This is a genomic window from Nostoc sp. 106C (assembly GCF_002154725.1).
In the GTDB taxonomy this organism is placed as follows: Bacteria; Cyanobacteriota; Cyanobacteriia; order Cyanobacteriales; family Nostocaceae; genus Aulosira.
This window is the reverse complement of record NZ_MTAW01000054.1, coordinates 1-21,134: the sequence shown is the minus strand read 5'-3', so window position 1 is coordinate 21,134 and position 21,134 is coordinate 1. Positions and strand designations below refer to the sequence as shown.

General features: G+C 41.6%; 25 protein-coding genes and 1 pseudogene. 10 read left to right on the top strand and 16 right to left on the bottom strand.

Features of this window, described 5'->3' with window-relative positions:
* Window positions 1–162 precede the first annotated feature (162 nt).
* The 5 genes from BV375_RS04935 (at window position 163) to BV375_RS38025 (ending at window position 2,516) form a co-directional block, all read left to right on the top strand.
* On the top strand, window positions 163–846 hold the full coding sequence (locus BV375_RS04935) for a Uma2 family endonuclease (RefSeq protein WP_086757895.1): 684 nt from the start codon (window positions 163–165) through the stop codon (window positions 844–846).
* Between the two features lie 82 nt (window positions 847–928).
* On the top strand, window positions 929–1,408 hold the full coding sequence (locus BV375_RS36540) for a hypothetical protein (protein WP_166507372.1): 480 nt from the start codon (window positions 929–931) through the stop codon (window positions 1,406–1,408).
* A complete protein-coding gene (locus BV375_RS04925) occupies window positions 1,405–1,707 on the top strand; it encodes a hypothetical protein (protein WP_086757892.1) in 303 nt (100 codons plus the stop codon). Before BV375_RS36540 ends, BV375_RS04925 begins: the two co-directional genes overlap by 4 nt.
* A gap of 3 nt (window positions 1,708–1,710) precedes the next feature.
* Window positions 1,711–2,154 carry a type II toxin-antitoxin system VapC family toxin gene (locus BV375_RS04920; RefSeq protein ID WP_086757889.1) on the top strand — a complete coding sequence of 148 codons (444 nt, stop codon included), beginning with the start codon at window positions 1,711–1,713 and terminating at the stop codon, window positions 2,152–2,154.
* Window positions 2,155–2,348: 194 nt separating this feature from the next.
* Complete coding sequence (locus tag BV375_RS38025; RefSeq protein WP_243713847.1) at window positions 2,349–2,516, top strand: hypothetical protein; 168 nt, start codon at window positions 2,349–2,351, stop codon at window positions 2,514–2,516.
* Between the two features lie 52 nt (window positions 2,517–2,568).
* Here the strand turns inward: BV375_RS38025 and BV375_RS04910 are convergent, their stop codons facing one another.
* Window positions 2,569–4,590, bottom strand: a complete 2,022-nt coding sequence (locus BV375_RS04910; RefSeq protein WP_086757883.1) for a GUN4 domain-containing protein — start codon at window positions 4,588–4,590, stop codon at window positions 2,569–2,571.
* Window positions 4,583–4,978: a hypothetical protein gene (locus tag BV375_RS04905; RefSeq protein WP_086757880.1), complete on the bottom strand. Its 396-nt coding sequence runs from the start codon at window positions 4,976–4,978 to the stop codon at window positions 4,583–4,585. The genes BV375_RS04910 and BV375_RS04905 overlap by 8 nt, the downstream gene beginning before the upstream one ends.
* Window positions 4,979–5,381: 403 nt before the next feature.
* On the opposite strand from BV375_RS04905, the gene rnhA reads away from it, so the two are divergent.
* The gene (rnhA, locus tag BV375_RS04895; RefSeq protein WP_086757877.1) at window positions 5,382–6,287 is read left to right on the top strand and encodes a ribonuclease HI; all 906 of its coding nucleotides are present in this window, start codon (window positions 5,382–5,384) and stop codon (window positions 6,285–6,287) included.
* Between the two features lie 81 nt (window positions 6,288–6,368).
* On the opposite strand, the gene cruG is transcribed toward rnhA, so the two are convergent.
* A complete protein-coding gene (cruG, locus tag BV375_RS04890) occupies window positions 6,369–7,601 on the bottom strand; it encodes a 2'-O-glycosyltransferase CruG (protein WP_208099056.1) in 1,233 nt (410 codons plus the stop codon).
* Between the two features lie 94 nt (window positions 7,602–7,695).
* Complete coding sequence (cruF, locus tag BV375_RS04885) at window positions 7,696–8,601, bottom strand: gamma-carotene 1'-hydroxylase CruF (RefSeq protein ID WP_086757874.1); 906 nt, start codon at window positions 8,599–8,601, stop codon at window positions 7,696–7,698.
* 391 nt (window positions 8,602–8,992) lie between these two features.
* Here cruF and BV375_RS04880 point away from each other — a divergent pair, with 391 nt between their 5' ends.
* Window positions 8,993–9,439 (top strand): hypothetical protein, encoded by a 447-nt coding sequence (locus tag BV375_RS04880; RefSeq protein WP_086757871.1) that lies wholly within the window; start codon window positions 8,993–8,995, stop codon window positions 9,437–9,439.
* Between the two features lie 409 nt (window positions 9,440–9,848).
* On the opposite strand, the gene rpmA is transcribed toward BV375_RS04880, so the two are convergent.
* Entirely contained in the window at window positions 9,849–10,130 is a 282-nt protein-coding gene (gene rpmA, locus BV375_RS04875) for a 50S ribosomal protein L27 (protein WP_086757868.1), read from the bottom strand.
* Window positions 10,131–10,161: 31 nt separating this feature from the next.
* The gene (rplU, locus tag BV375_RS04870) at window positions 10,162–10,545 is read right to left on the bottom strand and encodes a 50S ribosomal protein L21 (RefSeq protein WP_086757866.1); all 384 of its coding nucleotides are present in this window, start codon (window positions 10,543–10,545) and stop codon (window positions 10,162–10,164) included.
* Between the two features lie 485 nt (window positions 10,546–11,030).
* Between rplU and BV375_RS04865 the strand changes: the two genes are divergently transcribed.
* Window positions 11,031–12,122 (top strand): nucleotidyltransferase domain-containing protein, encoded by a 1,092-nt coding sequence (locus BV375_RS04865; RefSeq protein ID WP_086757864.1) that lies wholly within the window; start codon window positions 11,031–11,033, stop codon window positions 12,120–12,122.
* A gap of 32 nt (window positions 12,123–12,154) precedes the next feature.
* Here BV375_RS04865 and BV375_RS04860 read toward each other — a convergent pair whose 3' ends face one another.
* The 4 genes from BV375_RS04860 to BV375_RS04845 all read right to left on the bottom strand — a co-directional run bounded on the left by BV375_RS04860 (window position 12,155) and on the right by BV375_RS04845 (window position 15,386).
* Window positions 12,155–12,451, bottom strand: coding sequence for a hypothetical protein (locus BV375_RS04860; RefSeq protein WP_086757862.1), 297 nt, complete (start codon window positions 12,449–12,451; stop codon window positions 12,155–12,157).
* Window positions 12,452–12,555: 104 nt separating this feature from the next.
* Window positions 12,556–13,680 (bottom strand): magnesium chelatase ATPase subunit I, encoded by a 1,125-nt coding sequence (bchI, locus tag BV375_RS04855; protein WP_086757860.1) that lies wholly within the window; start codon window positions 13,678–13,680, stop codon window positions 12,556–12,558.
* Window positions 13,681–14,011: 331 nt separating this feature from the next.
* A complete protein-coding gene (locus tag BV375_RS04850; RefSeq protein ID WP_086757858.1) occupies window positions 14,012–14,647 on the bottom strand; it encodes a hypothetical protein in 636 nt (211 codons plus the stop codon).
* Window positions 14,648–15,059: 412 nt separating this feature from the next.
* Window positions 15,060–15,386, bottom strand: coding sequence for a YbjQ family protein (locus BV375_RS04845; protein ID WP_086757856.1), 327 nt, complete (start codon window positions 15,384–15,386; stop codon window positions 15,060–15,062).
* 660 nt (window positions 15,387–16,046) lie between these two features.
* Here BV375_RS04845 and BV375_RS04840 point away from each other — a divergent pair.
* Window positions 16,047–16,727, top strand: coding sequence for a tetratricopeptide repeat protein (locus tag BV375_RS04840; protein WP_086757854.1), 681 nt, complete (start codon window positions 16,047–16,049; stop codon window positions 16,725–16,727).
* Between the two features lie 2 nt (window positions 16,728–16,729).
* Here BV375_RS04840 and BV375_RS04835 read toward each other — a convergent pair.
* The 3 genes and pseudogenes from BV375_RS04835 to BV375_RS04830 form a co-directional block, all read right to left on the bottom strand.
* Window positions 16,730–17,119: pseudogene (locus BV375_RS04835) on the bottom strand (ABC transporter ATP-binding protein); the annotation flags it as partial.
* Window positions 17,043–17,246, bottom strand: a complete 204-nt coding sequence (locus tag BV375_RS36535; RefSeq protein WP_166507371.1) for a hypothetical protein — start codon at window positions 17,244–17,246, stop codon at window positions 17,043–17,045. The gene BV375_RS36535 and the pseudogene BV375_RS04835, both read right to left, overlap by 77 nt.
* A 169-nt stretch (window positions 17,247–17,415) precedes the next feature.
* Entirely contained in the window at window positions 17,416–18,321 is a 906-nt protein-coding gene (locus BV375_RS04830; protein WP_086757851.1) for a peptidoglycan-binding domain-containing protein, read from the bottom strand.
* Window positions 18,322–18,789: 468 nt separating this feature from the next.
* On the opposite strand from BV375_RS04830, the gene BV375_RS04825 reads away from it, so the two are divergent.
* Window positions 18,790–19,404 (top strand): hypothetical protein, encoded by a 615-nt coding sequence (locus BV375_RS04825; protein ID WP_086757848.1) that lies wholly within the window; start codon window positions 18,790–18,792, stop codon window positions 19,402–19,404.
* 30 nt (window positions 19,405–19,434) lie between these two features.
* Here BV375_RS04825 and BV375_RS37485 read toward each other — a convergent pair whose 3' ends face one another.
* From BV375_RS37485 to plsY, 3 genes are all read right to left on the bottom strand, one after another.
* Complete coding sequence (locus BV375_RS37485) at window positions 19,435–19,599, bottom strand: hypothetical protein (RefSeq protein ID WP_208099055.1); 165 nt, start codon at window positions 19,597–19,599, stop codon at window positions 19,435–19,437.
* A gap of 169 nt (window positions 19,600–19,768) precedes the next feature.
* Window positions 19,769–20,236, bottom strand: a complete 468-nt coding sequence (locus tag BV375_RS04820) for a DUF4189 domain-containing protein (RefSeq protein WP_086757845.1) — start codon at window positions 20,234–20,236, stop codon at window positions 19,769–19,771.
* Between the two features lie 57 nt (window positions 20,237–20,293).
* A complete protein-coding gene (gene plsY, locus BV375_RS04815) occupies window positions 20,294–20,974 on the bottom strand; it encodes a glycerol-3-phosphate 1-O-acyltransferase PlsY (protein ID WP_086757842.1) in 681 nt (226 codons plus the stop codon).
* Window positions 20,975–21,134 lie beyond the last annotated feature (160 nt).

The following is a 21,134-nucleotide window of genomic DNA, read 5'->3' as shown; positions in this document are numbered from 1 at the left end:
ATTTTATAGAATACCCAACAATACTAGATCATGATGTTTTGATTGCAAGCATTTAAGAAGGGAACAGGGGATGAGGTGGACAAGGAGACACGGGGACGCGGGGACGCGGAGAAATGACAAATGACCAATGACAAATGAAGCGATATAGAAGGTAATAAATTTATGACTCAAACCTTACGCAAACTAGTTACATTCGATGAATTCGTTGCCAAATACCCAGACAACTCTGGAAAACGTTATGAATTGCATGATGGAGTCGTTGTCGAGATGTCCCAGCCTACAGGTGAACACGAAGAAGTTGTAGGTTTTTTGGCACTAAATATATCTATCGAAATTGGGCAACTAAAACTTCCCTACTTCATTCCCAAAACAGCGTTGGTTAAACCATTGGAGAGTGAATCAGCTTACTCGCCAGATGTGCTGTTATTAAACCGCCCCAATTTAGTCAATGAACCACTCTGGAAAAAAGACTCTACTGTAAGCCTAGCCGAATCTATACCACTGGTGATTGAAGTGGTGAGTCAGTGCGTTGCGCGGGTTCCCCGCGTTGAAGCAACTGACGAACCCGTAAGGGTTAGCACTAACTGGCGTGATGATTATCTGACAAAAGTTGCTGCTTATGAAACAGTCGGAATTCCCGAATACTGGATTGTAGATTATGCCGCTTTAGGCGGTAGGCGGTTTATTGGCAATCCCAAACAACCGACTATCTCGGTTTACTCATTAGTTGAGGGAGAATACCAAATCCAGCAGTTCCGAAACGGGGAACGCATTATCTCTCCCACTTTCCCGGAATTGAATTTAACCGCCGAACAGATTTTTCAAGCTGGAGGTGTGCAAATCTAGCCACGAGTGCGATCGCAATTCGCTTACAAAATTAGCTATCGTTACCAACGAGTAGTCATCCATAGAGAACCTTAACCCATTTGTGACCAACGAGTCGGGGTTGTTTATTAACGAGGTCTCATTCATAGAGAACGCGATCGCATTCACAACAAACGAGTCGGGGTTGTTTATTAACGAGGTCTCATTCATAGAGAATGCGATCGCATTTGTGACCAACCAGATCGGGTTGTCTATCAACGAGTACTTATTCATAGAGAACGCGATCGCATTTGTGACCAACCAGATCGGGTTGTTTATCAACAAGTACTCATCTATAGAGAACCTCGACTCATTTGTGAATAACGTGTTTTTATTAGGGCACAGAGGATTAGCGATCGCCAAGCATAATAAGCTGTTGGCTTACAACGCATTAAAGATGATTACTGATTGTAAAGAAAATCGTGACGTTCTCTGTGACAGGCATAATTTTAAGGTGCGTTGTGCTTTGCGACATCGAGCGATATTGCGGATTGCTTCTAAAATAAGAGCAATACGCCTAAAAATTATAGTACGCAGTATATGAATAACTTTTCCAAACAAGTGCTTCGCAATTTTGAATCAGCCCATAAAGAAGATATAGAGACAATTACCCAAGTTTTGGCACGGATAACCACAAAAAGTCCAGACGAAATTAAACCACACCTGGATGCAATGCTTGAGCGATTAGTGCAACCACAAAGAGAACGTCCTTTGTATGAGACTGCCACTCCAGAAGAATTAGCACAAGCTTTTTCGGAATGGGCTTCAAGTCACAACCGCAATTCAGCGCTGTTATCAGATTATGCTGTTAGCCGGGAAAGTATGTATGACAACGAGGAATAATAATTGATTTTTCTTGTAGATACTAATGTATTGCTGCGTAGCGTAGAACCTTCTCACCCAATGTACCCAGATGCAAGTAACGCAATCAATATTTTGCTAAGACGGGGAGAGCGTTTATGCATCGTACCGCAAAACTTAATTGAATTTTGGAATGTTTACACCCGTCCTACAGAGAGAAATGGCTTGGGACATACCGCAGCCGAAGCAGAAGCAGAAATTAACCGCTTGAAGACAATTTTTCCTTTGTTGCTGGATACGGAGGCAATTTACCAAGAATGGGAACGACTGGTAGTTACCTATGCAGTTAAGGGAGTCAACGTACATGATGCTCGACTGGTCGCAGCAATGCTGGTACACAGCTTAACTCACATCTTGACCTTCAACACCAGCGACTTTACTCGTTATTTAAAAATTACTGCTCTACATCCAACCACCATCACACCATAACTAGACACTATAAAAAACCAATCCTGTGACAGTAGGCTTTGCCGTAATCCACCACCACCATCGAATGCTAGAAGTTAAGACTGGGTAAAACTCTGGATGAATGCGCTGCTAGATACCGTGGCTTTTGTAAAAAATATCGCCCAAAACCCAAGCCGGAGACAAAAAACCACTGGGGTAGTCGCTTGCTAGCAGGAATGAAGATAAAGGGTAAGCCCAAAAAATATTCCCCTGGACAGATGACGTTACCTTGGGATAAGCAAAAAGTGACGGATAGCACGGAAGTAGAGGAAGTAGCAAGGGTATTTATTGAAGCGAACTGTTATAACCCCGCAGTGCCAGGTATCGGATTTCTACAATGTTGATTACTACGTGGGAATGGGTTGTGTTATAAATCTTTAAAAATTTTTGAACGGCTTATATGTTACACTTCACAAGTCTGGACGCGAGAGAAGAAACCACCGTATCGTGGTGGAATTCCAGAGTAGAGTAGGCTCCGCGTCCACGCGTCCCCACCACGGGGAGATGCCCCTGGGGGGCATTGAGGGAGAAGGTGAGTTCGAGGTAGGTGAGCCAATTCTTTTTGATGAACATTCCTTTTCGCCAACCGACGCGATCGCCTAACTTATCGTAGTCTTTTCTGACGCTTTCGTAAATGCGTTTTTGCACACTTAAGCCAAAATGCCCTTTGCTATATTGTATCCAAAGTTGGTCAATGGTGCGTAAGTCTGTGCAAGGACAGTTTTCGATGGATTTGTCATCTACATAGCCTTCTGTTTCTCTGCCAGTGGCTTTCAGCATCACAGCTAGAGTTTCCTCATCTGCGTCTTTCCACTTGCCTGCTGCTAGCAAGTCGCGCAATTTCGTATAGTCTACTCCCTTTTCAGAGGGCAGGTCATCAGTCTTTTGTTTTTGTCGTTCCAGTCTTTCGGCTTCTTCTTGTTCCCGTTGGCGTTGCAGTCTCTGAGCTTCTTGTTGTTTTTGTAATTGCTCGGCTGCTTCTGCTTCTCGTTGGCGTTGCAGCCTTTCTGCTTCTTGTTTTTGTAGTAGTTTTTCGGCTGCTTCTGCTTCTTGTTGGCGTTGCAGCCTTTCTGCTTCTTGTTTTTGTAGTAGTTTTTCGGCTGCTTCTGCTTCTTGTTGTTTTCGTAGTCTCTCGGCTTTTTCTATTGGAGCCAAAATTGTTTCTTCAACTCGCTTTACATCTTCATCTTTGAGTCCTAATGACTTTTGAAACTGTTTGAGTCCATTGCGGACATATTCATCTAGTGGGTATTGCGCTTGAACTGCTTTTGTAAATTCCTGCTCATAACGCCGCAGGTTATTTTCATATTCTTCTTTTTCTCGTTGTTTCTGTATCTGAACCTGTTTTTGATATTCCGCTTCTTTAAAAGATGTAATTTCTAATTCAATTGACGCTACATCCTCATCTCTCAAACCTAAAATATCTTGCTGATAATCCTTCAGCATCTTAAGAGTTTTCTGATCAAGGGGATACTGTCGCTCAACTTCCTTAGCAAATTCTTCTTTGTAACTTTTCAAGTTGGCAATCCGCCTACGGGAAGGTTCCAATACTTCGCCTTCTATTTCCTTGGCTTTTTCATCGGTGAGTCCTAAGTCTTCTTGCTTCTTCTTTAAGATTTTGATAGCAAGTGAAGGAATTTCACCATTTTGAGCATATTGTTCAACCAGCTTGCGATACTCTGCCTCTGGATTCTTTGGGGCATAAGCCAGTAAAATATTGAATCCTTCCTTATCCAGAATGATCTCTGGTGTCATCTTAGGCTTTTCCGCTTGGACTTTTCGCTTGGCGTAAGCGTGCAGTTCATGTACATAAATACTGCCATCACCATCTTTGTCTGCTGCGCCTGTCTCAATTCCCTCAACTAAATACTGAGTGTAGAGCGAAAGTGTTGCACCTTCTTGTTCAAATGAAGTTTGAGTTGCACTCGAAGATGTAAGAACAACTCGCCCCTCTGCGCCTAACTGCTTTTTGATATCGACACCGATACTTTTTGCTCGCCAACCTTGAGCATAAGCACCACTGTAGCAAGCATCTAAAATCAAAACTTGCCGTTTAGCATAGCAATTGTTTGATTGCCCTTGGATAAAATTTGCGTCTACAGCAGTAGCTTCAAAATCGTCTTTAGCTGTATTTCGAGTTGCTAAATATAGATGGTCTTGATCATTAGTAATACCATGACCAGAGAAAAATAATAATACTAAATCATCTTTTGCAGCTTGTTTAAACAGCTTTTGAATTGCCTTTCGCATGGCGATCGCATCAGGATTCAGCAGATGTTCAACCTGCTCAAAACCTCCCAGGTTTGGATCTTGTAAAACTCGCTGCATAGCTTCGACATCATTGAGTGCAGATGACAGGGGCGGGATACCTTCACCGTACTCACTGACTCCAATCAGCAGCGCTATTTTCTTAGCCATTTTTGTCACCCATTGCTGCTAATAACTCTTTTGCTATTCTTTCACTTTCCAATAGCTCTTTTCGGCTTTTAGCTTCGATGTTGACTTCTTTATCTCCCACTTTCACACTAATTTTCATTGGTTTGTCTCCCAAGCGATCGCCCAAAAAGCTTAAAAACCCTTTGACATTCTTTATACTCACCTCAGCAGTCAGCACTCCGATCAAAGTGGCAAACCCTGGCTTGCTTCCCGCTTCTGGGTTCAAATCTTCGGCGCGATCAGCTTTCTCCACCTCATCTAGATCCCGAATTTCCCGCAGCAGCTTGGTTGCTATTTTTTGCCGTCTCTCATCATCTAACTCTGGATCATCAACAGCAAAAGTAAATTTAATCGTGGGTTCGCCTGTCATCCTAACCTCAAACGTTCCGTTATCTACGCGGTGATAAACTACACCTTCAAATTCTACGATTCCGTATCAGAATAATCCAATTAAAATTAACAAATTATGGCGATCGTTTAGCTGATATCCAGGTTAAAATCGACCGAGAGCAAACCGAAAGCGATACCTACGGCGGTAAACTACGCACTCTTAACACTACAATTGCGATCGCAGGTATCGGGCTAGCAACTAGTCAAATCGCCTCTGCTGTTATCCTGGCGGAAATTCCAAAAAACAAAAACCCTCTCCCTTACCAAATCGAAGTCTTTAGTATCAGTTTGGGTATAGGCTTGATTTTTGCCGTGCTAACATATATAGTTCTTCGCAGCTTTCGCCGCTAAATTACTGAATGTACCAACGCGGTTCGTTTACCATGTCCCAACGCACAATCCAAAGCATATACACCGATGGCGCTTGTACAGGAAATCCTGGCCCTGGAGGTTGGGGTGTTGTCGTCTACTTCAGTGATGGCTCAGTTCACGAAATAGGCGATGCATCTTCCCACACCACCAACAATAAAATGGAGATGCAAGCTGCGATCGCAGCTTTGCAATTTCTGCAAACTTCTGGACAAATTCAACCCATCACGCTTTATACCGATAGCGAATACTTAATCAACTCCGTTACCAAGTGGATCAAAGGTTGGAAAAAGAAAGGCTGGAAAAAAGCAGATGGTAAACCCGTGCAAAACCAAGACCTTTTAGAAACTTTGGACGAACTTAATAGCCATACAGTAAAGTGGGAATATGTTAGGGGTCATTCTGGTAATGTAGGTAACGAGCGCTGCGATGTAATTGCTCGTACTTTTGCTAGTGGCAAAGTCCCATCTCTCAAACAATCTTCCCTGACAGATTCTCGCCAATCTTTACCACAAACAAATCAAATAAATGTAGCAGAAGTAACTGAATCTCCAGCAACCTCTACAATAATTGACACAAGGAAACAAGAAATCAGTACTCTTGCATCACATCTAACTACTATGGAGCCAACTATCACAAACTCTGCTGCCCCAATTGATGATAAGCCACCTGAGATGAGAGTGGCACAACTACGCGACCTAGTCGAAACTTTACGTATTGCTGACGAAATTGCCACCAAAGGCTACTTAATTACCAGTTCGGAACTTGCCGACCTCATGGATGTTCACGCTAGCGCTGTTACCAGTCGCGGCGACCAATGGCGTTGGCGCAACTGGATTGTCTCACGGGTACGACGCGAAGGAAATCAAATTCTCTGGGAACTGGAACGGGGCGATCAGGTAGGAGGTGAGGAAGAATAATCGGACTGACGCAAAGACCAGGGGACAAGGGAGAAATAACTCTTGACCTTTGACTCTTGACTCTTGCTCAATGCCCAATGACTATTGACTATACTTTCTCCCTCGCCATTCGCGTGGAGTGCGGAAAGCAGATAGAAAGATTCGCAGCACAGCTATAGGATCAGCTAAAGGTGAAAGCCAAAATAACCAGCCACCTTTAGCAGTTGTGCGGTCATAGGAAGGTGCGATCGCTAATAGCATGGCAAAGCGAATCGCTAACAGAAATACGTTTAGCCCGAACAAAAGTAGCAGGGGAGGCGGAACTAGCTGGGGGGCAAGTAAGAAATAACTCAGTAAAATTGGCAGGGGTAAACCTTGCACTGCTGAGAGTAGCCATAAATCTCCCCAAATGTGAGCGCGGGGAGATGCATCTTTAAGGTCGAGGCTGCGTCCCCATTCTTTCCAAGTCTCTATAGCCCCCTCATACATCCGTACCTTTAGCACCTTCGCCCCATCTAAAAAGCCTACCTTAAACCCTTGAGCAGCAATATACCGGGCTAAGGTGACATCATCACAAAAAGAACTACTAGCACTTGTATAACCATCCACAGCAGCTAAAACTGAACGACGGCATAAAAAGCACTGCCCATTAGCCATGACTCGTTCTGGCTGTTCTGTATTGACACCCGCCGGATCAAATCGGTAAAGCAGAGTCATTAACAATGCCGGTTGTAGCCAACATTCTCCTGGATATTTAAGAATAAACTGAGGTGAAAGCGATACCAAGTCATAACCTTCTGCTTCGGCTGTCTGCACCAAACTAGCCACTAAACCAGGATGGGGTAAGGTATCGGCATCCATTCCTAAAAACCATTGACTATCTTTAGCAGTTTGTAAAAAGCCATTATGTAAAGCCCAAGGACGACCCACCCAACCAGGCGGTAAGGGGTCATCTGTAAATAAGCGAAAGCGAGGGTCTTGCTGTTGGGCTGCTTTGACTAATTCAGGTGTCCCATCCTGAGATCTGCTGTCTACAACGATCGCTTCCCGGAGTTCGTAACTTTGCTGACTCAAGCCTGCTAAAAGTGGGCTGATACGTAAAGCCTCATTCAGCGTGGGAACCACAACGCTGACGCTACCCAAATTGTCTGGTGTTGGTTGTTGGGGTTGGATAGGAGGATGGCGTCTTGGCCCCTTTACCAAGCGTGAAAGTAGAATCGCTGTCGCTGGTAATTGAAGTAATAGTAATAAAACCGATAGAGTGCTAACTGATATCAAAGCATCATCCAGTGTAAAAATATTTTGTCCTTGAATTGAGAATGGGGCATTGGGCATGGGGCATTGGGCATTGGACAAGAATCATTAGTTATTTCTTCTTCCTCCTTGTCCCCCGTGTCCCCGTGTCCCCGCGTCTCCCCAGTCCCCAATCCTACTTCAAAGCCACTTTAACCTGTGCTACTGAAATTTCCTGAGTTGCAGGTTCTACAGCAACAGCTTGTCCATTTGTACCTTTCCACCAAAGTGCCACAGCAGGGCCTACACCCAGCAACAAGCCAAGCAATACAGGAATAGAGAAGCCAGCGGCCAAACTCATGACGGTAGCGAAGCCAAAGTTGCTTAAATAAACTACCAAGGGTACATTGAGTTGCGATCGCTCTAATTTAATCGGGTTATTTCGCCACAGCAATGCTGCTACAGTCATAAAGAGTGCTCCAGTACCCATCCAGCCAGCAAAGTTTTGGTAAGGCATTCCAAAGAATGGGCCTGGTTGTTGCCAATACCAGAAGGGAAGGGAGGTTTGGCTCATAGCCGGATCGAGTACAAAATCCCAAGAAGTTAATAATAAAGCACCCAAAGCGATCGCACCTATATGACGCCACAAGCTGGGTTTTTTATCTACTTCTAAGCCAGCACGCGCCAAGAGGTAAGAGACGCATCCCACATAAAACCACGACAAGGGAATTGTGAACGGAACTAAACCTGCAATTTTATAGCCCAGTCCACTTAAGTAACTATAGTGACCAAAAGGAAAGCCCGTGCTGGTTCCCGACAGTTCACTTCCTAGAGAAATAAACACTGATGGCAACATAAATGCCAATGCGCGTCCCAATCCCAACGTCCGGTAGGCATACAAAAAGACAGCCGCCGCACCCAAAATCATATAAACCACACCGCCTCCAGCCATACTCCACTGCATGACGGTCTGTCCAACCTCGGTTAGGTTCATAATTACTTCAGCATTCGGTACGACTAGTAGTATGCCTACAAGTCCAAACACCATCGACACGATATGACCAATAAGGCATACGCGCTCAGCAATAACAAGTTGTCTCATGATAATTCCTTAACAAGATGTGACACGCGGCTACTCGGCTGCTAACAGTTTACAAATGTTTAAGAAAAAATTTAACTAATTTGTCTGCGAATTTTCTATAAATTTGTTTTGCTATTTTGACAAGAGCATAATCAACGATTGCTAGAAGCTAGAAAATATAAGATGATAAAGATATAGTCTACGCCATTAGATTAAAAATCTATACCAGTGACTTCACACGTTCCTTGACTCTGCGATCAGCTTCTACCCACAGAACAAGACAGTCCTACATAAAGGATCGGATTGAGGGGAAAAGACCATCAGAAAATATGCCCACTCTCTAAAATAAAGCTTGTAGTTACCTCATATCTTTGTGGAACAACAGCTTGACTTGCTACCAAATATTTAACCCATGTTGATTGTGCAACGAGTTCCTTGGGTTTCCCTGACACTATTACTACTTAGCTACAGTACTTTAGGCTGGGTGATTTCCGAGACAAAAGCTCCTTTGTTTGTCTGGGCAGTAACTATACTGGCTATCTTGCTTTTCGTGGGAAGCTTAACTGTCCCTTGGACTAGTGTGACAAAAGTTTCTAGTACCGTATTTAAATCAAGTACTAGGACTTTTTTATTTTCAGTTTTCGCAGCTTTCTTGTTTTTTATAATGCTTGCCTGGTTTCGGATGTTTCTTGACACCTTGCTAATTGTTGCTGCGGCTATCTTGGCGAGAATAGACTTTCAATCAGCTGGATTTAAGGAAGGCCAAGCCTTTTGGATGACATCTCTGCTTTCATTAGCAGGTTTAGCCTTGGGTGCAGGAATGCAAATGATATTGCTCCGTCACTTGTTTATCCGTTAAACCTTATCACTAGCTTCACTAGTAGATTCAAGTTCGCTGACTATCAAGTATAAATTTGGTAGGGTGGGCATTGCCCACGCTATTTTTTTAAACCACATCTATTATTGAGAACCATAGTTTTAAAAGTAGTGGGAGCATCTTGCTCCCTACTGGTAGTAGCGGGCTAGAGAGCATTGGTGTCAACTTAAGCTAAAAGCGATATAGGGCGGGCGTTGTACAAATACCTCGCGCCCTCATCCCCTAACCCCTTCTCCCCCTGGAGTTGGGGAACTAAATCTCTTGCTCCCCTCACCCACAGGGTGAGGGGCTGGGGGTGAGGGAAAAACCTTGCACAAGAGCGGGTTTCACGTTAAGTTGACACCACTGGCTAGAGAGCCATCACTACTCCAGGTTTCAAAATGGACGAGGTTTAGCTAGCGGTTGACTCAGCAGCCGCAGCGGGTGCGTAAACACTAATTTTCTTACGGGTTTTACCCTTTCTTTCAAAAGTTACAATGCCATCGATTAAAGCAAATAGAGTATCATCGCTACCAATACCGACATTGTTACCTGGGTGAAATTTCGTACCACGCTGACGTACTAAAATGTTTCCCGCTCGGACGACTTGACCGCCGTAGCGTTTTACGCCTAAACGTTGAGCATTCGAGTCACGTCCGTTGCGTGTACTACCTGTTCCTTTTTTATGAGCCATAATTTCCTTTTGTGACCTAACTTTTTATTGATTATTCAGCAGCGCTTTCCTCAGAGGAAGTTTCAGTGGTTGTTGCTGCTTCGGCTACTAACACAGCACCATTGAGGTTAATAGAGTTAATCATCAGTCTAGTGATTTCCTGGCGATGTCCGCGCTTTTTGCGGGTTTTCTTTTTCGGCTTCATTTTGTATACCAGGACTTTACGACCTCTGAAATGTCGTAGCACTGTCCCTTCTACAGTCGCCCCTTCCACTAGTGGCTGTCCAATGTTAACTTCGCCGTCGTGCTGTATTAGTAATACCTTGTCTATTGTAACTTTCTCATCTGGTTCGGCAGTCAGTAGCTCAATATCGTAAAATCGACCAGCCTCAACTTTTATTTGTTTGCCGCCAGTTTCAATAATTGCGTAAGTCATGGAATTGTCCTTGATTTTGCCGTACAGGTAGCTGGCTTGTTTCTCCTGTAGAGATGCGATTTAGCGCTTTGCCAGCTTTTGCGGTATGTCTACCTGATCCGAGCAGGAATTAGATTAGACAGACAATCTAAGATAATATTTTATTAACTGGTATTGAGTCAATACCTTATATCAATTTTGGATTGGAGATTGGGAATTAAAAATCTTATCTACAAAGCTGTTTGAGCGATCGCTGTGTAGGTTAGCAAGAAAATAATCAGATTTTCTCAAAAATTTTGACTAGATTAGCGAAATCGAGATTTGTGCTGGTGTAGTTAGTTGAGACACAGAACAGCACCGAAAAGTCTGAGCAGCAGATCTCGTTGCTCAGATTTTCTCTATTCCTTTGTTTAGGTGCAACAAATAACAGAGAATTTTTTGCGAATTAAGTCTTATAGCAACCCGAACCCTAATGAGTTAGTATGGCTATATTTTAATTACCTAAGATGAGAAGAATAGAAGTTGAACAAAGAACAATATTGATTGGTTTAGCAGGTAGTCACGGCTATGGATTAAATCGTCCTGATTCTGACTTTGATTATCGGGGTGTGTTTATTGCGCCTAAAAAATATTACTTGGGATTTGATCGCATAGAACAAAAAGAAAATGGCTGGGATGAACCAGGAATATTTCCATTTTTGGATAGCAATAAAGATACAGTTATCTACGAATTAAGAAAAATTCTTCAGTTATTAGCTGGAGCTAATCCTAATGTTTTAGAATTGCTGTGGTTACATAACTATCCTGTACTAACAAATGTAGGACAGCATTTAATTAAGCACAAAAGGCTATTTTTAACTAAGAAAGTAAAACATACTTACTCTGGTTATGCTTTTGCCCAAATTAAAAAGATGGAAACTCATCGTAAATGGTTATTAAATCCACCTCAAAAAAAACCACTACCATCTGATTTTGGCATAGAAGACGAATTACCACTAATTAAAGATGAGCTAAATGCTTTTCTGGAATATCTTTATCTTTTAATTAGAGGACGAATTGAGTTTCTAGAAGAAGCTGAACAATTATACCAACTGCTGACAGCAGATATTGATTTTAAAGGAGTACTCAAACAGTACACTTTACCCGATGAAACGCTGGAATACACACAAAGGTTAACTAATAGCCGTAAAGATTTTATTCGCCTACTTCAAAAAAGCCAAACTTATCAAGTAGCTTTAAGAGAATGGAAAGCTTACTTATCATGGCAGGAAAATCGCAATCCAACTAGGGCAGAAATGGAAAGAAAGTCTGGTTTTGACCTGAAGCATGGTATGCACTGCATTAGACTGCTACGCAGTGGACTCGAAATCTTGCAAAAAGGAGAAGTGACTGTTGATAGAAGAATAGCTGGTGATGCAGAGGATTTAAGAGCTATTCTTCAAGGTGCATATTCTTACGATCAGGTGATGAAAATGGCGGAGGAATTGGTCGCTAAAATGGAAACCGCTTACGAACAATCAACCCTTCCCCACAAACCAGATTTAGAACAAATTAATGAATTGTCTATGGAACTAGTGGAGATGCAAGGATGGAGTTAATGGTCAATGAATGGTTAGGACTCTTGAGTAAATTAAAGAGTTTGTAGCAAGTCAGCAAAGCCATACAGGCTAATAAACAGTAATATCAATGCTGTGAGTTGGGTAATTCGGGTTTGGGGTGAGGGAGCGATCGCTTCTCTAACTAAAATTGAAATAGATGCCCCCACTACTAAACTCAAGCCCAATACCATGTAAGGTCTATCTGGCATAATGGTGGCAATTCCTAACATGGCGATCGCTAGCATTAACATTAATAACTCTACAAACCGAGGTGGGTTGTATTGGCTAGATAAAATAAAACTGTTTAACCAAAAATTCCAAAATCTCATAACAAGTGCTGAGTTCTGAGTTCAGAGTGCTGAGTTAAGAGTGAAGAGTTAGGAGTTATGAAGCTGATTTTTATGCAAAACTCATAACTCATAACTAAAAATGCTTAACTCCTCGCTCCTAACTTTTGACCTGTACCGTTTTTTTGTGCAGTATCATTTTCTGGTAGTTCTACACCAAAGACCCGCGCAAAAGCTTTTTCTACTTTGTAGCCAGAATCAATTGACTCTAAAGGGTCTTTCCGCAGCCTGTGACGCAGACATAAAGTAATTACACGACGGATGTCATCAACTGTGACTTCAGTACGTCCTTCCAAGGCGGTTAAGGCTTTGGCGGCGCGGTTAGTAACAATATCACCTCGCAAACCATCCACATCTAGTTCCGAACAAATTTCCGAAATTTTCACCCGCAGATCGTAGTCGCTTGTAACTTGAGGTAACAAGTTCTGCGCGTTGACAATTTGCTGTTGCAGTGCTTCTTGTTGGGGTTTGTACTTATCGACAAATGCTAGAGGATTTTGGTCAAATTCTGCCCGTTGCTCCACAATTTGCACTCGCAAAGCTGGTTCTTTCACCGTGTGGATTTCCGCGTGCATTCCAAAGCGGTCAAGAAGTTGGGGACGTAGTTCACCTTCTTCCGGGTTACCAGAACCGACAAGCACAAAGCGCGCTGGGTGACGGATAGATATCCCTTCCCGTTCTACTGTGTTCCAACCACTAGCGGCGGAGTCAAGTAACACGTCTACTAGGTGATCGTCTAGTAAGTTGACTTCATCCACGTAGAGGATACCCCGGTTAGCTTTTGCTAATAATCCCGGTTCAAAAGCTTTCACACCTTCAGATAAAGCTTTTTCGATATCGATTGTGCCGCAAACTCGGTCTTCTGTGGCTCCTAAAGGCAAGTCTACCATCTGCACTTTTTTGAGAACTATAGGGATTTCTGCCCCTTGTTCTAACAGTTGGCGGACTTCATCGCTCATCAAATCAGGGTCATTGGGGTCACTGCTGAAGGGGTCATTAGCAACAACAGAGATTTCAGGTAGCAGATCGGCCAGGGCCCGGATAGTTGTGGATTTGCCGGTGCCGCGATCGCCCATAATCATCACACCACCAATTTTGGGGTCAATCACGTTCAACAGCAGGGCCAGTTTCATTTCTTCCTGACCAACAATTGCTGTAAACGGGAATACCACACGTCGCGTACTCGCTGTGGTTTGAGCAGTAGGACTCACTAAATTACCTTATCAATATTTTTGTTATTACCGTTCTTTATTGTGCCATAGGTGGGGCTATGGAAAGATTATGCATTCCAAGTCTTGATAATTATCAAGCCAACCTTGCTCCAAAAAGATGGTAAAGCAATGGGCAAGTGCGATCGGCAAATTAATCTTTATGAGTCGTGTAAAAATAAGTTGAACAATTTAATATTTGTAGTGCAGGCCGGAAAGCCTGCGCGAGCATCTTGCTCGCACTACTTATTTTTACTTGAGCCTTAGATATTAAAAAGCACCTTTAAAAAGGCGCTATTTCAATCTAATGAAGTGTGCTTTTCCAGACAATTTTTTAAGGGTTGTAAGTGTTAGTTCTAGGTCTACGAGCACCAGCAACTGCTCCTATCAACGAAGCGGCTAAACCCAATAAAGAACCGAAGACAAACCACCACAAGCCTCTAGAGGTAGCAGCAGCAATTTCACGAGCTTGTTGAGCAGATACGTTTGGTATATTTTGTGGCACATTGCCAATCGGTTGTTGTGTTTGGTTCAGAACTGCCGCTGCATTAGAAGCAGCTACACCAAAAGCACCCGATACCCCACTTGCTAATAGCCAAGAGCTAAGAGCTAAAGTTGTTGCCCAAAGAATTGCGCCGTTAAGCAATGCTGTGTTGCGGTTCATCGGGCCACAAGCGCGCGCTGTTACCCAACCACCAGTAAACAGAGAAATTAACAAACCAATTGTTGACCAAAGACCTACGTTACTAGCAACATTAGGTGCAATAGTTCTCGGTGCTCCTGAACCTGCAACATTGCCTGCGCCGATCGCACCAAACAATGCACTTAAAATTAATTGCGTTACTAAAGCAACCAACACACCAGAAATGATTGGACCCCAACGCACAAGGTCGTGATATTCAGCGACTCGACCCGCTACCACAGGCTCAGGAGGAATAACTTGGTCTCCTACCCGATTTGCATATGACATAAATCTATTTTCTCCTTTACTGCTTCAGCAAAACTTTTTCCAGGTATATTTTTGCTTGTTGATTAAGATTAAATTGCTAAATATAATTTTTTCTATCTATCAGCAGAAAGAGTTACATACTCTATCTTTAGTAGTAATAAATTTTGTCTAATTCTTTTGTCCAAGCTAGGTCAAACTATAATTTATACAGTATTTTTTTTCAAACTATTGCCTACTTTATTAGATATTAATACTTAAGTTTTAAATATATTAGCGATATTATCAAAATGTTTTAATTATACTCTGAAAAACTAATAATTTTTTTCAGAGTTAGTTACTGTTTAATAAAAAACATTTAATTTAGAAAATTTACTGATAATTATTTATTGGCTTATAGCAAAAAATGACATCTAAATTTATCAGCATAGAAAAACTAACGCATCTTCACAGCAGTACCTGTGGCAGTAATCAGTAATAACACTCCTGACTGGTCAACATTGATTGTACCTGTATCAATTTCAATGCCAATCACAGCATCTGCTCCTAAACGCTGTGCTCGTAGCTCTAGCTCTTGTAATGCCTTGCGTTGACCTTGCTCAAACAGACGTTCATAGCTGCCTGTGCGTCCACCGACAATATCGCGAATGCTAGCCAAAAAATCCCGTAGGAAATTGCTGCCATACACGATTTCTGCCGTTACAATGCCCAGATATGACTGGATAACTGCTCCTTGAATCACATCAGTTGTAGTCAAAATCATAATTTAGCCTCATAAATAGTGTGTCGGTTGATTAACTATAACAATCCTAAATCATACGCGAAAAAATCTACTCTCTATTGGTTATTACCAGCCTTCATGCATAATTTCACAACTCAAATAGACTTGTATATATACGCTTATAAATTTTTACATCAGTTATAACTATGTGCAGAGAGCAGGAGTAAGGGAACATTTTGGAGTTTAGATCGATCTAATCCAGATAATCCCGAGATGAGGATGAATGCAAAGCTCAAAAGCTCTTGGAATTCGCATACAGGCTGCTTAAATTTATTTATGAGTAAAATTCATTCCCATTTACAGGCTAACGTTAGCTCCGAAATGTCAATAACACCTCTTGATATTTCTAAGAGAATATTGAAAGTTTAATTTGTTTTATATTACTTAGATTTATGCGCAATGTATAAATTTAAGCCATTTATGCCTACAAAGCATAATTCACCATACTGTGGAATATACCTTCATTCAGCTACTTCTTACTTAATGTTTCAGTAAAAACTCGGGTTCTACAGCACCAGTACTGACAGTGTTTATCAGAGATTATTAATATTTTATAAAAATGAAGAAATACAGTTTTCAAAAATAAACATTTCTGTTTTAATGTACAAGAAAAAAGTTCGCTCTCACCTCAGGAAATTTACTGTGTACAAACGTATCTCACTTATAGTAAGCATTTTGTTATTAGGCTGTTTCGCCGCCACTATATCCCCAGCGGCTAAAGCTCAAGTCTTGTTAGCACAAGCTAGAAATCCAGAAGTAAAGCAAATGCTAGAAGAAGGGCGCAGGTTGGTGGATACTGGTGATTATAATGGGGCAATTTCTGTTTATCAACAAGCAGCAGGTTTGGAACCCAAGAATGCGAAGATTCATTCGGGCATTGGTTATTTATATGCTCAACAAGGAAATTTTCAAGCAGCACTAGCAGCTTATCGTCGTGCTCTTGCTATCAATCCCAACAATGGGGATTTCTACTACGCTGTGGGCTACATCAAAGGTAATATGGGAGATACATCTGGGGCAAAAGAAGCTTACCGTCGTGCTATTCAACTAAACCGCAACAATGTCAATGCTTATTTGGGATTAGCTGTGACTCAGTCCCGTCTGGGAGACTACCAAGCAGCTGGCTGGGCATACGAACAAGCAATCAACCTCGATCGCAATAATGCCCAAACTTATGAGTTAATGGGTTCAATGTATAAGCAAAGAAGGCAAGCCAAGCAAGCCAGCAACTTGCTTAATAAAGCGCGTGACTTATACCAGCGACGCAATGACTTCGATGGTGTCGCCAGAGTAGAAGCATTACTGCGAGATTTAGGAGGATGAGGTTAATCTAACTGGCGTCCTGTTAGGTCTACAAAAATATTTTTCAAGTAACAGGGAAGTACCATCATCCCGATTTTATTAGGCTGTTGTTCCAAGTAGATATTAGCTGCTTCTAGAGTAGGGAAAAATAGATATTCCCAGCAAAGTGCACTATCACCTTGTACCTCAGCAACATCTTGCTGCTTCATCACTAAACCTTCGCCAGGAGCAGTGCGTAATTGTTGCAGAGTTACCAAAGAAATTAACTTACCAGCATCCATAATTCCAATGCATCCTGGCTTGAGCGAACCAAAAGCATCACATAAATACTCCACTTCATCCATATAGAAGTGGGTTGTCAGTAGTATTGTCATCCCCTGCTGATTCAAATTGCGAATATTTTCCCAAAGCCGTACCTGCACAGTTGGGGCCAAGCAGAGCAAATATCTCTTCTGTTTCAATAGTGACTGGCACGTGATTGGCAACAGGGCATTTGTCGTAAAACTTGGAGACGTTTTCTAGCAAAACAGCAGCAGGCATAGATTAATGGCTAATACTACTTGATCTAGGTTCAATATGCGATCGCATTCTTGTTAAGGGAATAAATCGAATAAGCAATGCCCACCCTTACCTGATTGACTTAGTAGGGTGGGCAAATATTGTGAAATTGTAAAGTAGTTAAATTACAGCAAAATGAAGATGCCAAACCTCATCCTGGGAAACTCTTCAAGAAATCATCTCCAGGAATAACTGTAGTGTAGAAGACGTAGTCATTATTAGCTAGATAGCGGCGATCTTGTTTAATAATTGCCATAAATTCTCGATGTCCATCTCGCCTACGCCCTACTAAACAACCTGCACTCGCATTCTTAATATCATTTGCTGGAGCATCATAACCCCAGTGTTGATTAACTTGGAAAAGACCTGTATCAAGTTTATCGCCAGTGCGTTGAAAATCTTTGTTGAAATCTCGGTGAACAGTAATCGGCGCAACTTGTATTAAGGCTTCGTGGCGGTCTGCATTGCCGTGGTAGCCTACTGCCCAAGCTTTATATTGCCCAAACTTAATTCTGGCTGCACCTGCCGGATTCATCGGGTTATAAGTATAATAGCTGCCCGGCTCAGTGGTTGCTTGCCAGTGGTTCACAACTTTGGGCACACCTTCTACTATTTCAATGACAATCCTGCGGTCATTAAATTGATTGGGTAAATCATCGTTGAGACTCCAATCTTCATTCATTCCCTCTATATAAACAATGTTATATTGTCTGGTTCCTGTAAATACCTGATAACTTTTTGCCTGTAAATATTTTACAATTCTGCTGGCAATGCTATTGCTTAGTTTTAAAGGTGGTTCAGGTAGTTCATCTGGTTTAGTTTCAATGAGATTTTTTGCTGTAACTGCTCCTAAATAATCATTTTCTCCAGACTTAGTTAATTCTTGAAATTTTTTCAGAGCTGCTGCTGAGACTGGGCCAAACTTCCCATCTGCTGGAGCATCTAATAGACCCAAGCCAATTAAAAGCACCTGAATCTGACGAGTTAATTCCGTATCTTGACCAATTGCCTCGAAGTTCCATTTCTCTTGTTTTCCTAAGAAATCTTGTAGTTTCATCCCGTACTTGCCTCCATTTATCTATTTGCTAGGTAGGTACAAACATACTTGTGTAGAATAATTCTGTTTGAGAACATACCTTTGGATACAAATTCTCGTCAAAATTCTTACTTATCATATACAATCTTAGTATATATAAGTACATCTTTAATCCAGAAAAAGCACTTATATAGTGTATTGGAAGAATGTTATTAAGTACAATATTTCAGTAGTTACGTAATGTAAATTCAATTATCGCTATAAAACTAAGTAATACCGGAAAACTAATATTGTCAAAAAAACTAATTTTTGTATAAATAAATTTACAATTTTTGAGATTGAGCCGAACTGTTGACGAGCGTAGCATTAGTTACTAACTCATACTTCCAAAAAAAATTAATTTTTTGTATCAATAAATTTCAAATTTAAGAAAATAAGTTAGCTTTGTGGCACTAAAAAATCCAGTGCTATTACTTAGTGATTAGAGAAATGACCACAGAAATATCACTTCGTCTTCGCGATCTCAAACCGGAATATCAGAAACTTTGGAATAGTTGCGAAATCAAACCTGAGAATTTAAACCAGACTCAAGAGATAGTTGCGAAAATCCGCTTAAATCGCCGTCGATATCAAGCAGTTCAGCGAGAAATTAATGTGCCTTGGTACTTTATTGCAGTCATTCACAACATGGAATCCTCCCTGAGATTCACCAAACATCTACATAACGGCGACTCGCTAAAAAAACGCACATTGAACGTACCATCAGGTAGACCAATTGCCGAACCAATCAACGGCTGGGAGGTAGGATATACGTGGGAAGAGAGTGCAATAGATGCTTTAACTCTTCAAGAATTTGACAAAGTAAAAGATTGGAGCCTAGCCGCACAGCTTTGGCAGATAGAGAAATATAATGGTTTTGGCTATAGGCAGTATCATCCAGAAGTTCTGACTCCTTACTTATGGTCAGGCACTAATCTCTACACCCAAGGTAAGTACAAAAGCGATGGTCAATGGGATGCTACTGCCGTTTCTGCCCAAATTGGGGTAGTAGCGTTACTCAAAATTTTGATCAAAGTAGAAAATCTTCAAACTCTATTAGCTTAATTAGCTATGGCAAGTGTATTCGAGCTTTACTCAAGCTACAGCAAACAATAGCATCCCAATTAAGAAGATTGCTCTGCGTCGTACACCAACAGCGATCGCATAATATATGAAATAAATTAAGTTAACCTGAGTTCGGGATAAGAAATCCTCAAACCCCTTGATTTTTCGTTGTCTGGTCTGAAACTTTGTTTTCATATATTTTCAATAAGGCATGTTGTTGATATTAATCTCATTTGTGAACCTTATTGACGAAACGATTCCACTTTAATCACTTCTTTTACCACTTAGAATTTTGCTCAATCTATACACAATAAGCTTTTTAGCTTCTGGCTTAACCCGAACTCAGGTTAAGTTACCAACAGACTTACTGATTAGCAGGAATTAATACTGGGCCGTTATCAATCACTTGATATCTAGCTTCTCTAGTAAAAATGACTCGACAATTTACCCCGCCATAATTTTGGCAGGTTTGGATTGCATAACGTGCTGCAATCGATCTACCCTTACCAGGATGATTGGTATCATATCCCCAGCCTGTACCATAAGCACCGTTAGAACCAACTGCTAAAGCTCCCCAAGAATTTTTAAACCATAGTGGAACTGAACAATCTTTGGCTTGAGATTGTTGCTGACAATTATAAATAGCGCTACGCTCAGCTTCTTGGCGTGATAAACCTGTTGCTCCCGTGGTAACTCTGGTAGAGGGAGAATAAGCGATCGCACCAAATAAATCTGGTTTAGACTGAGCTTGGGCAACTTGTGTTAACCCAGGCAAAATTGATAATGCTGTGGCTACTGCTAATAAACTTTTTTTAATTGTATTTGCCAACATAATTTTTGATTGAACTCTAGTAAAGAACTACAGTTCTATATGTAGGCATTACAGAAATTATGCAGGTTGTTCTGGTTCTGTCGTTACCTTTTGTCCAATTTTTGGCTCAGTTCCTGCAAGCAGCCGTTCAATATTACTGCGGTGGCGGAAAATCACATATAATCCACCGAGAAAGGCATACAGAATGCAAGCTAAAGGTTGATGGAAAATTACCATGAAAATCGTTACAGCGATCGCACCTGCAATGGAACTCAAAGAAACAATCCGCGATATCGCTATGACAAGGGCAAATACACCTGCTGTTGCTAAACCTACCTGCCAACTAATTGCCAACAAAGTCCCTAAACCAGTAGCTACAGATTTACCACCGCTAAAGCCTAAAAAAATTGATTTACTGTGTCCGAGAACTGCTGCGAACCCCGCTAGAGTTAGTAACCAAGGTTGCCACAGCTTCGCATCTACCGTAGAGGGGATTAAATCATGAACTGGGGCAAAGTTGAATAACTGATAAACTAGAGCGATCGCTAATACTCCCTTTAAGCAATCAATTGCTAACACAAATGCCCCAGGCCCTTTACCCAAGGTTCTGAGAACATTGGTTGCTCCAGTTGAACCAGAACCAACTTCTCGAATATCAATACCCTTTAACTGCTTCACGGCAATGTAGCCAGTAGGGAAAGAACCTAGTAGGTAGGCTACAACTAAAACTACACCGCACAAACTTAACCAAATAGCCATAAAAAAGTCAAAAGTTAAAACAGCCAAAAGTCAGTAGTCAATAGTCTATAGTCCAAGATTCTTTAACCAATGACAAATGACTAATGACTAATGACGAATAACTAAGTTGAACTAAGCCGTCCCGTCACCGTGACGGCTCGTCTACAAAACCGTGCTTGAC

Excerpts from the sequence above, each read along its gene's own strand:
- BV375_RS04935 (WP_086757895.1), top strand. The coding sequence starts at position 163 with ATGACTCAAACCTTACGCAAACTAGTTACATTCGATGAATTCGTTGCC.
- BV375_RS04925 (WP_086757892.1), top strand. The coding sequence starts at position 1,405 with ATGAATAACTTTTCCAAACAAGTGCTTCGCAATTTTGAATCAGCCCAT.
- BV375_RS38025 (WP_243713847.1), top strand. The coding sequence starts at position 2,349 with ATGAAGATAAAGGGTAAGCCCAAAAAATATTCCCCTGGACAGATGACG.
- BV375_RS04910 (WP_086757883.1), bottom strand. The coding sequence starts at position 4,590 with ATGGCTAAGAAAATAGCGCTGCTGATTGGAGTCAGTGAGTACGGTGAA.
- BV375_RS04905 (WP_086757880.1), bottom strand. The coding sequence starts at position 4,978 with ATGACAGGCGAACCCACGATTAAATTTACTTTTGCTGTTGATGATCCA.
- rnhA (WP_086757877.1), top strand. The coding sequence starts at position 5,382 with ATGTCCCAACGCACAATCCAAAGCATATACACCGATGGCGCTTGTACA.
- cruG (WP_208099056.1), bottom strand. The coding sequence starts at position 7,601 with ATGCCCAATGCCCCATTCTCAATTCAAGGACAAAATATTTTTACACTG.
- cruF (WP_086757874.1), bottom strand. The coding sequence starts at position 8,601 with ATGAGACAACTTGTTATTGCTGAGCGCGTATGCCTTATTGGTCATATC.
- BV375_RS04880 (WP_086757871.1), top strand. The coding sequence starts at position 8,993 with ATGTTGATTGTGCAACGAGTTCCTTGGGTTTCCCTGACACTATTACTA.
- rpmA (WP_086757868.1), bottom strand. The coding sequence starts at position 10,130 with ATGGCTCATAAAAAAGGAACAGGTAGTACACGCAACGGACGTGACTCG.
- rplU (WP_086757866.1), bottom strand. The coding sequence starts at position 10,545 with ATGACTTACGCAATTATTGAAACTGGCGGCAAACAAATAAAAGTTGAG.
- BV375_RS04865 (WP_086757864.1), top strand. The coding sequence starts at position 11,031 with ATGAGAAGAATAGAAGTTGAACAAAGAACAATATTGATTGGTTTAGCA.
- BV375_RS04860 (WP_086757862.1), bottom strand. The coding sequence starts at position 12,451 with ATGAGATTTTGGAATTTTTGGTTAAACAGTTTTATTTTATCTAGCCAA.
- BV375_RS04850 (WP_086757858.1), bottom strand. The coding sequence starts at position 14,647 with ATGTCATATGCAAATCGGGTAGGAGACCAAGTTATTCCTCCTGAGCCT.
- BV375_RS04845 (WP_086757856.1), bottom strand. The coding sequence starts at position 15,386 with ATGATTTTGACTACAACTGATGTGATTCAAGGAGCAGTTATCCAGTCA.
- BV375_RS36535 (WP_166507371.1), bottom strand. The coding sequence starts at position 17,246 with ATGCCTGCTGCTGTTTTGCTAGAAAACGTCTCCAAGTTTTACGACAAA.
- BV375_RS04830 (WP_086757851.1), bottom strand. The coding sequence starts at position 18,321 with ATGAAACTACAAGATTTCTTAGGAAAACAAGAGAAATGGAACTTCGAG.
- BV375_RS04825 (WP_086757848.1), top strand. The coding sequence starts at position 18,790 with ATGACCACAGAAATATCACTTCGTCTTCGCGATCTCAAACCGGAATAT.
- BV375_RS37485 (WP_208099055.1), bottom strand. The coding sequence starts at position 19,599 with ATGAAAACAAAGTTTCAGACCAGACAACGAAAAATCAAGGGGTTTGAG.
- BV375_RS04820 (WP_086757845.1), bottom strand. The coding sequence starts at position 20,236 with ATGTTGGCAAATACAATTAAAAAAAGTTTATTAGCAGTAGCCACAGCA.
- plsY (WP_086757842.1), bottom strand. The coding sequence starts at position 20,974 with ATGGCTATTTGGTTAAGTTTGTGCGGTGTAGTTTTAGTTGTAGCCTAC.